The organism is Paenibacillus flagellatus (assembly GCF_003217775.1).
Taxonomy (GTDB): domain Bacteria; phylum Bacillota; class Bacilli; order Paenibacillales; family NBRC-103111; genus Paenibacillus_AB; species Paenibacillus_AB flagellatus.
The window spans coordinates 122,520-135,153 of record NZ_QJVJ01000008.1 but is presented as its reverse complement, the minus strand read 5'-3'; the positions used below and the strand labels follow the sequence as shown (position 1 = coordinate 135,153).

Genomic DNA, 12,634 nt, shown 5'->3' with positions numbered 1-12,634 from the left:
TCTCCTCGTTATATCAATGCATCGATTAAATATTGATGTTCTTGCTGAAATTCAACGAACTCTTCTCGTTCTATTGTTTTATATTGAATTTTACCTAGTAAGACTTTTTTCATCACATCGGCAAGCCTTTCCGAATCAAATGGATCGAAAAAATAAGCATTTTTATAACTACCGACTACTTCACGAGAGAAAACACAATCAGACGCTAGTATTATGGTTTCATGGAATTTTGCCTCTAACAATGGAAGACCAAAAGTTTCAATATAAGAAGGAAATAATAAAATCGACTTACCGTACATGTCAAATACGTGCTCTCTGGAGAGAGCCCCGACAAATTGCACCGGAAGTCGCTTTTCTGTAACTTTTTTATATAATCCGGAAACGTAACTGTTTTCGTTACCTTTCAAAGTGAAAATAACCTTGAAATCATTTATTCCCTGTTCAATAATAAGCTGACAAGCATCAACAATTAATTGATGGTTTTTATATATAAACTCGCTTGCCGGGTAAAAAAAGGTTTTAAGTGTTTTTTTGTTTTTAACGTACTTTTGCTTGATAGCAATATTAATTTTGGGGAGTACTACGTCAATTTTGTTCTCATCGATCCCCGTTCTTTCAATACAAGCATTTTTCATCCACTCAGTTTGTACAATCACCTTGTTTGCTTCTATTACTGATTTCAAAATTTTTTTACCGATTATATTTTGATAAACCCAAAGAATTTTGTTCTCTCTAAAATTAAACTTATAGTCAATAAAAGGCAAGCAATTATGGACATATAAAATTTGTTCTACTTTCGTTCGCGGTATCGTAATATTTTGGAAAGATATGACCTTATCAATTTTATATTTTTTTATAAGTTTCGGCGCTATTATATTATCAAAATAATAACGATGGAACCAACTTCTCTTTATCCATGGAAAGCGTAAGATTCTAATATTCGCAGTTTCCTCCAACTTGGGCTTCCCTAGGACAAAGAACCAGGAATCCGTTTTGCTACTCCGTTCGTGTACTTCATCATAAAATTGGTTTAATATCGATAAAGCTCCAACACTCTCCGCCGGAACATTGAACACCATAATATTCATTATTAGAAGGTTCCCCAAATAACTTTATTAACAATTTTCGTGTAACTTTGAATGATTTTAATTACTTTTACCGATACATTAGTATCTTGGTAATCAGTAACTGGCATCACAAGCTCCTTATTCTCCCACATTGATCTACAAATTTCTACTGCTTGTAATATTTCTCGTTTTGTTATCCCCCCAAGGATAATTGCTCCTTTGTCCAGTGCCTCAGGACGTTCTGTTGAAGTTCTTAACGAAACTGCCGGAAAGCCTAATATAGAAGCTTCTTCTGGAACTGTCCCGCTATCCGACAAAACGCAATATGCATTCAATTGTAGTTTGTTATATTCAAAAAAGCCAAATGGTTTTAAGATTCTAACAAGCGGATGGAATTCGAATCCTCGTTTTTCAATAATTTTTTTACTTCTGGGGTGTGTAGAGTAAATGATAGGCATTTTGTACATTTCTGCGATTTCATTAATTGCACTCATAAGTGTCATAAAATTTTTCTCATTATCAATATTTTCTTCCCGGTGTGCAGAAACTAGTATATACTGATCCTGTTTCAAACCAAGTATTTCCAGTATATTGCTGGAATGGATGTTGGATTTGTGTTTATGCAAAACTTCGGCCATAGGGGATCCTGTTACATAGATATGCTCTTTCCTACAGCCTTCCATTATTAAGTATCTTCTGGCGTGTTCAGTATAAGGCAAATTGACGTCGGAAATATGATCCACAATTCTCCTATTTATTTCTTCTGGCAGATTTTCGTCAAAACATCTGTTTCCTGCCTCCATATGAAAAATTGGTACTTTAAGCCTCTTAGCTGAAATTGCCGAAAGAGCGGAGTTCGTATCACCTAATATAAGGAGCGCTGCTGGTTTAACCTTTTCGATCAGTTCATATGATTTATTGATAATATTGCCTATCGTTTCACCTAAATGATGACCTACACTTTCTAAATAATAATCAGGCTCACGGATTCCCAATTGTTCAAAGAAAATATGATTTAACGTATAATCCCAATTCTGTCCAGTATGGACCAATGTATGTTCAAAATACATATCCATTTTTTTGATGGTCTCGCTAAGTCTGATAATCTCTGGCCTTGTCCCTACAATAGTCATAACCTTTAATTTGTGCATTATCATTCACCTTTGTCTTTATTGAAAATAATGAGGATACAGCTTCTTATGGTTTTGTACCCATTCTGCCATTTCAATAATCATTTCTTCATAATCGGGGACTTGAAAATCAAAGTCGTCCCTGTTATTAATTAATGATTTATCAATGGCAATTTTATCATCGCTATTTATTACTATTTCATTATTTCTGAAATATTCATTGAAATATACAAGCAATTCATATTTTGAAATAGTTTTGTTATTTACTAAGTGGTATAAGCCCGTCAAATTTTGTTGAACCGCCTTTTCCATTGCTTTGGCCAATACGAGAGTCGTGACCCCAGTCCATATTGCTTTGGTATACCCATTGACTATTCGTTTTTGTTTCATAAACCAATTGAATAGACCTATTCCGTTTGGATTCATATCAGGACCTATGATGGAATTCCTGAAGGTTAAATCTTTATCATTTATTAATTCCCCTAAAGCTTTTGAACGATCGTAAAAGGTTTCACCATCTTTCGAGGAACTCTCGGAATAACTCCCATTTTTCCCGGAAAACACGCAGTCAGTACTCATTTGGATAATCTTTGTCTTTGTCCCTAGTGTAATATGGTTAAGAAAATGTGGCAAATAACTGTTAATTAACACTGCTTGATACTTATTAACTTCAGCAAAATGATTGAGTAATCCTGCGCAGTTAATGACAGCATTATATCCACCTTCTTTTATCTCTTTCTCAATGAGAGCCGTGTTCAAAATATCCCCCACTATATTCCTACAATATGGAAAAGGCCTTCGAGATATAGTGGTAACGTCATGACCTTGTTCTTGAAGAAAAATACAAATCATGTGCCCGGCCATTCCGGTTCCACCTAGAATCAAATACTTCACCTTATCTCACCCACTGTTCTAATTCGTTTTGTATAAAATCCAGTTCAAGCAATTTTTTTTTGATTTGATCCACATTCAAGCGCTCCGTATTGTGTGAATTATACTCCTGCTCACGAGATAGATTTTGATTTCCTTCTACAAAGTATTTATCGTAGTTAAGGTCCCGATTATCAACTGGAATCCTATAAAAGCCTTTCATGTCTTCCGCCACAATTCGTTCTTCCTTAGTTAGCAATGTTTCGTACAGTTTTTCGCCGTGGCGTGTGCCGATAATTTTAATTTCATTTTTAGCGTTAAAAATTTCTTTCACAGCCTGCGCAAGGTCCCCTACTGTGGAAGCTGGCGCCTTTTGCACCATAATATCTCCGGATTTTGCAAATTGAAAGGCAAAAATCACAAGTTCTACCGCCTCCTCTAGACTCATAAGAAATCTTGTCATGTTAGGATCAGTTACCGTCAAAGGCTGTTCATTTTTTATTTGTTCCACAAACAACGGAATAACCGATCCACGGGAAGCCATAACGTTTCCGTATCTTGTACCACAAATCAAAGTTTTGTCTGGGGAAACTGTTTTAGCTTTGGCTACAAAAACTTTCTCCATCATCGCTTTGGAAATCCCCATTGCATTAATTGGGTAGGCTGCTTTATCGGTTGAAAGACAAATCACTTTTTTAACACCATATTCGATAGCGGCTGTGAGTACGTTATCTGTACCTAAAACATTCGTTTTAACGGCTTCAAGGGGGAAAAATTCACAAGAGGGAACTTGTTTTAAAGCAGCTGCGTGGAAAATAAAATCAACTGAGTGCATTGCATTTTTTACACTTGCAAGGTCTCTAACATCTCCTAAATAAAATTTAAGCTTATCGTTTTTATAAAACTTACGCATATCATCCTGCTTCTTCTCATCCCTTGAGAATATTCGAATTTCTTTCACGTCTGTATTCAGGAATCTCTTCATTACTGCATTACCGAATGACCCTGTACCTCCAGTGATTAAAATGGTCTTATCATTAAACATGATTAAACCTCCCAATTACTCGAATTTTTTAGTAATTCCTTCAACCTTTGCATGAAAATCTGTTTGGAGAAATGATTATCGTAATACTTTCTTGCATTTTGCCCGTATATCGGTTGCATTTCTTTCTCTTCAACAAATTTCCTTATATTTGCCGCTAGTTCCTTGTAATCTTCCGCAGCACCACACAATCCGCATTTTGCCTCCTTAATCAGGCTCTGTGTCTCGCCGTTAATTGCACCAATGATAGGTTTGCCGGCCGCCATATAAGATTGCACTTTATTCGGCAACGTGTAAGAGATTACTTTATTTGCTTTCAATGTAATTAAAAAAGCATCCGCCATTGCGTAGAATCTAGGCATTTCATTCACCGGATGCTGCCCATAAAAAAAAACATTTTTAATTCCTAATCTTCCGCATAATTCTTCGCATTTATTAAGAGATGATCCGCCACCAACAATGTGAAATTTTATATAAGGCTCGTTCTTAAGTTCGTTTGCAGCGTACAATATCGTCTCCACATTTTGCATCTCGCCAATGTTACCCGCAAAAAGCAAATTGCATTCTTGAGCATCTTTTTTTTTCATTACAACACTCTCAAATAAAGATTCCGCATATACTGGGAGATGGGTAATTGGTTTCTGAATCTCTAAAACCTCGCGAAAATATTGTTCGAACATTTTTGAACTCGTAAAAATTTCATCTGATTGCATGTAAATCCATCTACTCAATTTATAAACTAAAGAATAAATTTTGCTATTTGATGAAATGCCCGCTGATGCGATACTTTCAGGCCATAAGTCGTGACAATACAAAACAAGCGGTTTTTTTATCATTTTTTTCAACATAATCCCGGGTAAAGCCATCGTAATTGGGGATAGTTGATAGATTAAAATGAGATCAAAATTTTTTTTAAAACTAAATGTTTTTATAATAGCTGACAATGCGAAGCTTATATAATTTAACGCCAAGCTAATTTTATTATTTCCTCTACCTATAAGCCACGAACGGAATACTTGGACTCCGTTAATCACTTCTTTTCTATTTCTAAATCCCCTATACTTTCTATCCACAACGCCCGAGGGGTAATTTGGAAGTCCCGTTAGTACTGTAAGTTCATACCCCGACTTGGCCAACTCGAAACATATGTCGTTCACTCTAAATTGTTCTGGGTGAAAATATTGACAAATAACGAGTATTTTCATGATTTTAAACCTCGCCTAGAGTTTCTTCGGCTTTCCACATACTCTTTCACTTCACTTATAATTCCTTCCTCAAAAGATAAGGGTCTAAAATTGAAATCCTTATATGCTTCTTCATAGCTGAAACTCTTATCCTCTTGCATTCTCAGAACTTGCTCGACAGAAATGATTGCTTTCTTTGTAATCTTATTATATATTTTTGCGGCTAGTATCGAGAACCAGAGTGGGAATTTTACAATAATTGTATTTTTGCCCAAATTTTTCGATACACATTTGATTAAATCGATATATCTTATTGGAGCCTTACCCGCCAAGTTATATTCTTTATTATAGGTGATATGTTTATTAATAAGCACGTCGTAATACGCATTTCCCAAATCTTTCGCATGAATAGGCTGCATTAGATTTTCCCCCTCACCAAACATAGGGAAAAACCTATGTCTAGCTAAAAAATCAACCAACTTGTACATGTTCCTATCACGAGAGGTTCCATAGATCATAGTTGGTCTTAAAATCGTTATTCCTATCTGATTTCGCATCCCAATTATACTTTCTTCAATTTTAATATATTCTTCCGATGCACTTTTATATTTAGAAAACCTTCCCGTTGTATGAACCAGAATGGCCCATTTGACGCGATTCTTAATGGCTGCCTCCACTACTTGATTCGACAATAATATAGTTGAAATATGCAAAACTGTTTCGGCTCCAACCATTGAGCTTTCCAAAACCTGTTTATCTTCTATACTTCCTCGGACAATTTCGAGATTTAGTCCCGTATTTTCAAGCATATGAGTATCGGTCTTCTCTCGGACTAGGCATCTTATTTTCCCTGAAAATCCTTCTTGCTTCAATCTATTCAAAAAAAACATACCGGTATGACCCGTTATCCCCGTAACATATAGCACAATGAACCTCCCTGAATCCACAAAGTTATGGGAATTCCTTAGTACCCTGCCGAGTTGTACCCTCTCTTACGCCTTCTCTTTTTATTACATTTACAATCGTTTTTACCATCACAACCATATCAAAAAATAAACTCATTCTTTGAACGTATTCGCCGTCATATTGCGCCTTAACTTCTATTGGCAATTCATCCCTACCGTTAATCTGTGCCCACCCTGTTAATCCGGGACTTATTTGGTTCGCGCCATAATGATCCCTTTCCTTAATCAAATCATATTGATTCCACAAAGCTGGTCTCGGACCAACAATACTCATCTCGCCCTTTAATATATTTATAATCTGCGGCAATTCATCCAAACTAGTTTTTCTCAACACTTTGCCAATGCGAGTAATGAATTTATTCGGACTTTCTAATAAGTGAGTAGGAGTATCCTTTGGTGTATCTATCCTCATCGTTCGAAATTTAAGAATGTAAAAATAAGTTTTATTTTTACCAATACGTTTTTGTTTGAACAATACCGGCCCTTTCGAATCAAACTTTATTAGCATGGCGATAATCAGAAAAAGGGGTAGAAGAATTATTATTCCCAGCAGGGATAAAGTAAAATCAAAGAAACGTTTGGCTACTGGATAAATTTTCATGTATACACCTTTCAAAACCTAGCTATTTATTGTTAATAGCAGCAACTATCTCTAAAGAAGCTCTCAATGCTTCTTCTATCGCATTTTTAGATAACCCATCTTGATCAGGAATTTGAAATGAAGGTACCAATTCTTTAATCTGCTTCCGAATTTCAACAGATCCCGGCTTTTCATTTCCAAAAGCCATACTTTCTAAAATACTTATCTTTCGGCTTAACTCTTCAGAACTAACGCGTACCGGTCTACCTACATATATTCGATTATGTTTTGTAGCAGATGCCCCTTCTTCAGCTGTTAACAATTCTTCAAACAACTTTTCGCCCGGACGCAAACCGGTGTACACTATCTTGATGTCCTTATCAGGCTCCATTCCTGACAATCGAATTAAATCTCGCGCCAGATCTGCAATTTTGACGGGCTTTCCCATATCTAAAATAAATATTTCTCCTCCAGTAGCAAGTGCCCCTGTTTGTATAACTAGTTGAACTGCCTCTGGTATAGTCATGAAATAACGAATCATTTCTGGATGAGTAACGGTGATAGGGCCACCTTCCTCAATTTGACGTTTAAAAACTGGAATCACACTGCCACGACTACCCAAGACATTCCCAAAACGTACGGCCGAGAAACATGTTTCGCTTATTTCATTGAGATTTTGAACGATCATTTCGGCAATTTTTTTAGAAGCACCCATAATACTTGTTGGGTTTACGGCTTTATCCGTAGAGATCATAACAAATCGTAACGTCCCGTATTCATGAGCACATTCAGCCAAATTTCTTGTTCCCAAAATGTTATTTTTAATTGCTTCAATTGGGTTTTTTTCCATCAAAGGAACATGTTTATGTGCCGCCGCGTGAAAAACAACTTGTGGGCGATATTCTTCGAATATTTCAATCAAACGATGCTTATGCTGAATATCTGCAATAATTGGTTCAATCATAATATTCGGAAAATTCTTCCTCAATTCCATCTCAATTTCATAAATGCTATTTTCACCACGTCCTAATAGTAACAGTTGTTTCGGATTGAACCCTGCTATCTGTCGGCATAACTCAGATCCAATTGATCCACCTGCGCCAGTCACCAATACGACATGATTGAAAAGGTAATCGGTAATTCCTTTCAAGTCAACATTTATGGGATCTCTCCCCAACAGATCTTCTACACTTACATTCCGAATCATATTAATGGAGATCTTACCATTTATTAAATCATTAACCCGAGGAACAATTTTAATTTGGCAACGTGTTTTCTTGCATATTTCCAGGATCTCTGCAATTTCGGTTCGCGTGGCCGAAGGTAAGGCAATAATAATATAATCAATATTTTGCTTTTCAACCACCGTTAATAAATCCTTACTATTCCCCAGCACCGGAATACCTAAAACTTCTAAATTCCTTTTTTGAATATCATCATCAATAAAGGCAACTGGATAATATTCCGAGTTTGAGTGCTTAAGTTCTTTCGCAACCATAATACCAACATCTCCAGCCCCAACGATTAATGCTCGATGATGGTGTGGTTGAAGCTTTATATAATTGTCACGAAATATTCTCCATAAAAACCGCGATCCTCCGACAATTAAGAAGATGATCATTGCAGAAAGTATATAGATACTGCGAGGAACAATGATCTCCGAATAAAAATAATGTACAATCAATTGGTGAACAATAAAAAAAATCGCTGAGCTTCCCAATGATCCTTTGAGAATTGATATTAAATCTCCTATACTAGCATACTGCCACAGTCTTTTATAAATCTTATAGTAATAAAAACAAGTTAAGACCAACAAGGAATATACGGTCATAACGTACGGCAATGCCTTTTTGAATTCAGGTCGAATGTCATAATCGAATCGCAATAAGTAGGATATATATATGGAAAAACAAACAAGTATTAAATCTATTATTAATAAAGCTAGAATTCTAATATGCTTTCCCACATTTCCCCCTCCCAATCATTTACTTAAAGTTGAGATATTCGAACCCTTTGTTAAATCGCCTTTTCTCCAATATTCTTTAAAAAGCAAGAAAAGACAACACACTAGCCCCCCAACAACAGCGGCCACAGCAATATTGAACATTTTGTTCGGTCCAACAGCATTTTCCGGATACTGGGCAGGCGTTACTAAAACAGCGTTAAATTTTTCAGGCGTTAGGATATACCGATCAGAGGAAAGTTCCCCGGTATTTTTCATCATCTGAAGTTCATCAACCGTCTTCTGGTTAAACGTAATTCTTTCTTCCAAATTCACCTTTTCGGTTTGCAATTTTGAAAGCGTAATTGTCGATTCGGCTAATTTTTCTTTTAATGTTGTAAAGACTTTATTGATTTCTTCACTTTCTAGTTGGAGTGACCCTAAATTACGATTGCTAACTTGTTTAGAATCCCCTGCAACCGATTGCATATAAGGTTCATCAGCCAACACTTTTTTTGTAAACAATTTTTCGGGAGTAGCCTGTAACTGACGGTTTACTTCCTCAACTTCTTTTTGAGTGATTTTCAAATTATCTTCGATTTCACCCAAACGCTTTTTATACCCGATGATCTCGTCCAATCGATTCGTTACTTCAATTAATGATCCCGCTTCAAATGCAACAAAATTTGCCGTTTTCATAATAAAATCTGGATTGCTTCCACGAACTGTTATTCGAATCATTTTTGCTTCATCGTCACTCTGAAGAATGATGCCGTCAAGTATCGATTTAGCAGAATATTGTTTCTCATCCAAAGGCAAATTTTGAATAAACTTATTGATCATTAAATTGTTAATTACTTGTCTTATGAAAGTATCTAATTTCAGTTGATTTTGCTCATCAGTTTTTTGCCCTTTCACTATCAAGGATGTACTAACCTCATAAATAGGGGATAATAAAAAAATACTATAGATAGAACCTAAAAACATGCATACTATTGTCGTTAAAATTATAAAGACCTTGCCCTTCCAAAGTGTTTCAATAATCTCTCTTAGATTAATTTCGTCTTTCATAGCAATAATATCTTCTCCTTAATAATGTTGTCGAAACAAAGTTTATATTATCAAATATACAATAATATTACTACAATTATAAGACTCCTGTTAAATATGGCAGTATCGCTAATGAATAGCCCTTTACCCTTCTTTCTTGGATTTCCAATTGGCATGCAATATTTAATATGGTAAGATTTTGTCGTATTCTACAAGGTAAAAGGAGAATAAACATGCCCGATAGCCTTAAACGAAGTTACGCTGAAAGTTTGAAAAATCAACAAAAGAAAGGGCAAGATAAAGATTCATTATTATTTTGGCTTATGTTTTGTTTCACTACAATATTCTTGTTCTGGGCGCCCTTCCAAAAAGGATTGTTTAATGGATATTCTATTAGTTTCGCAACCCCCATTTACTATGGAGTTATATGGTCAGCGGCCCTTTTGGCATTATTATCCATTTATTTATTTTATCATTGGAAGGTTAATTCTACGGCTGATTTGATAAGCGTCCTAATTTGGCTTATTCCTTTAACTTTTTCACTTTCTTATTTCACTGCTGTTTCGCAATATTATGCATCGAACCAATTATTTATTCAACTGGTTTATATAACTTTCTTTTTAATTGCTCTTTATATTTCAAAAAGTTATACTGGAGCAATTTTGCTTCAAAATAGTATTATGGCGTCTTCATATTTTATTGTAATTTTTGGATTATTTAATTGGCTCGGAAATAACTCTTTTATTTTCTCGTTGGTCCGTTGGTTCACTTTAGGAATGGGCGATCTCCCTTTTTATCAAAATGCAGTTTTGGAAACTCGATTAACGTCTGTTTTTCAATATCCCAATAGTTATGCCGCCTTTTTGATCGCCATTCTACTATCGGCTTTATTTTTGGTTACATCATCTAAAAAAAGGATCACCATCGTCTTTCATTCTTTTATGGTAGTCCCAATTATTATTTCTTTTTTTCTTACCTTATCCCGCGGGGGGTTAGTGATATTACCAATTGTGGTTGTTGTTGTTCTTCCTTTGTTGAAACCATCTCGCCAAATTCTGTATGTCCTTTATTTGATCATTTCGTTTGTCTCATCTGTTTTGGTATTAGGTAAACTGTCAAATATCGGGTTAGAACTTGGTAAGGAATACCAAGCTAAATTAGCTTATACTGGTTGGAGCACATTATTGATTATTTCTTTTATAAATATGCTTCTTATACTTTCAATTCACAATTTTTTTAGTTCTTGGCTCGAACGTAAACTTGCCTCTTTCAGCAAAAAAAGATTCGCCAAACTGCTAATACCAGCATCCGCGATTATTTTGGGTATAACTAGCATCTATTTGCTATACAATGATACAATACTAACGAAATTATTGCCGGAGAACGTTCGAAGCCGAATTGAAAGCATTAACTTTCAACAGCATAGCGTCCTTGAACGTGGGGCTTATTATAAGGATGCAATTGAATTGTTTAAGGATTACCCTGTTCTTGGAGCCGGGGGCGGTGCTTGGGCAGCGTTGTATGAAAAATATCAAAACAGTCCCTACGTTAGCCGACAATCCCACAACTACTTTTTGCAAAACTTGGTTGAAACAGGGGCCATAGGCTTCATTATGTTTATCGCCTTGCTTGGATTTATCTTCTATTTATTTATAAAACATTTTTGGGGCAATGACGATTCAAACAAGGATTCTCATTTCATTTTTTACATTATTTCCGTTGCACTTCTCATTCATAGCATGATTGACTTTGACCTGAGCTTTGTCTATTTGGGAGTGTTGTTATTTTTATCTCTTGGGTCAATGGCAAGCGTGGCAAGCTACGAAAAGGGCCAAATAAATTTCGTCAAAAAACCGCCAAATTATACAACGAAAATATATCCTTCAATTGTATTGATAATTTCAGTGATTGTGTTTTACCATACGGTCCAGTATATTAATGCTTACAAGCTGTTTAATACAGCCATTAGTAATATGAATAACAACAAAAATTTTAATGAAATTATGAATCCTCTTAATCAGGCACTGAAATTGCAGCCAAATAATCCTGAATATCAGTTTTTCAAGATCGATCTTTTATTCCAGGCTTACTCTCAAACTAAAAACGAATCGTATTTTCAAGAGGCCCAAAGTTCGATTAAACAATTGGAGCTAACAGAAAGGCATAATCGGATTCTTCTCGAAAAAAAAATTCAGTTATTAACTTTTAAAGATCAAATCCAGGAAGCAATAAAATTGGTCGACAGTCAAATCGTTGATTTTCCATGGGATATTTCCTTGTATGAGAAAAGCATATCTATGAGGCTAGATCTCGGGGATCGGGCCCGCCTTCAAGCGGATGATAAATTGAAGGAACAATACTGGAATCAGGCATTTGACGTTTATAACCAAGTACAATCCAAAGCAAATGAACTGGCTAGCTTGCCGGAAGGGCAAAACCAGGGCCAAGCCTTCGGCTTAACGCCTGTTATTGCACTTTCCCTTGGGCAGATTGAATTTATTCGAGGTAATTACGAATCATCAGCCAATTTTTTAAAGGCTGGATTATCCAGTAGGCTGGATATTCCTTTTAATCGCCAAATCACTCGCTGGTACCTAGCGGCACTACGCAAACAAAATAAAGATGACCAGGAGCTTTTAGGCAAGTTATTGTCCCATGATATAAACGAACAGAATGAAATACAGTCTCTCCTTGATAGCAAATTCTAATATAATTCTGTTTTTCATCCCTTACACCTTGATTTTAGATCTCGGAAAGTCACAATAACTACTCACTGGTATAAGACTTCTAATATGTTATCTGGA

10 protein-coding genes are annotated in these 12,634 nt (G+C 35.7%); 1 reads left to right on the top strand and 9 read right to left on the bottom strand.

Features of this window, described 5'->3' with window-relative positions:
* Positions 1 to 8 precede the first annotated feature (8 nt).
* Genes DLM86_RS18195 through DLM86_RS18155 form a run of 9 tightly spaced genes read right to left on the bottom strand, consistent with a single transcriptional unit; the run spans position 9 to position 9,851 of the window.
* Positions 9 to 1,088 carry a glycosyltransferase gene (locus DLM86_RS18195; protein WP_110841487.1) on the bottom strand — a complete coding sequence of 360 codons (1,080 nt, stop codon included), beginning with the start codon at positions 1,086 to 1,088 and terminating at the stop codon, positions 9 to 11.
* 2 nt (positions 1,089 to 1,090) lie between these two features.
* Positions 1,091 to 2,218: a non-hydrolyzing UDP-N-acetylglucosamine 2-epimerase gene (gene wecB / locus DLM86_RS18190; RefSeq protein ID WP_110841486.1), complete on the bottom strand. Its 1,128-nt coding sequence runs from the start codon at positions 2,216 to 2,218 to the stop codon at positions 1,091 to 1,093.
* Between the two features lie 18 nt (positions 2,219 to 2,236).
* Entirely contained in the window at positions 2,237 to 3,091 is an 855-nt protein-coding gene (locus tag DLM86_RS18185; protein WP_110841485.1) for an SDR family oxidoreductase, read from the bottom strand.
* Between the two features lies 1 nt (position 3,092).
* Positions 3,093 to 4,112, bottom strand: a complete 1,020-nt coding sequence (locus DLM86_RS18180; RefSeq protein ID WP_110841484.1) for a nucleoside-diphosphate sugar epimerase/dehydratase — start codon at positions 4,110 to 4,112, stop codon at positions 3,093 to 3,095.
* A gap of 2 nt (positions 4,113 to 4,114) precedes the next feature.
* The gene (locus DLM86_RS18175; protein WP_110841483.1) at positions 4,115 to 5,314 is read right to left on the bottom strand and encodes a glycosyltransferase family 4 protein; all 1,200 of its coding nucleotides are present in this window, start codon (positions 5,312 to 5,314) and stop codon (positions 4,115 to 4,117) included.
* Entirely contained in the window at positions 5,311 to 6,219 is a 909-nt protein-coding gene (locus DLM86_RS18170) for an NAD-dependent epimerase/dehydratase family protein (protein ID WP_146250244.1), read from the bottom strand. The genes DLM86_RS18175 and DLM86_RS18170 overlap by 4 nt, the downstream gene beginning before the upstream one ends.
* 25 nt (positions 6,220 to 6,244) lie before the next feature.
* Positions 6,245 to 6,859 (bottom strand): sugar transferase, encoded by a 615-nt coding sequence (locus DLM86_RS18165; RefSeq protein ID WP_110841481.1) that lies wholly within the window; start codon positions 6,857 to 6,859, stop codon positions 6,245 to 6,247.
* A gap of 22 nt (positions 6,860 to 6,881) precedes the next feature.
* On the bottom strand, positions 6,882 to 8,804 hold the full coding sequence (locus tag DLM86_RS18160; RefSeq protein WP_110841480.1) for a polysaccharide biosynthesis protein: 1,923 nt from the start codon (positions 8,802 to 8,804) through the stop codon (positions 6,882 to 6,884).
* A gap of 15 nt (positions 8,805 to 8,819) precedes the next feature.
* A complete protein-coding gene (locus tag DLM86_RS18155) occupies positions 8,820 to 9,851 on the bottom strand; it encodes a Wzz/FepE/Etk N-terminal domain-containing protein (protein ID WP_110841479.1) in 1,032 nt (343 codons plus the stop codon).
* A gap of 212 nt (positions 9,852 to 10,063) precedes the next feature.
* On the opposite strand from DLM86_RS18155, the gene DLM86_RS18150 reads away from it, so the two are divergent.
* Positions 10,064 to 12,538: an O-antigen ligase family protein gene (locus DLM86_RS18150; protein WP_158289545.1), complete on the top strand. Its 2,475-nt coding sequence runs from the start codon at positions 10,064 to 10,066 to the stop codon at positions 12,536 to 12,538.
* Positions 12,539 to 12,634: the final 96 nt, after the last annotated feature.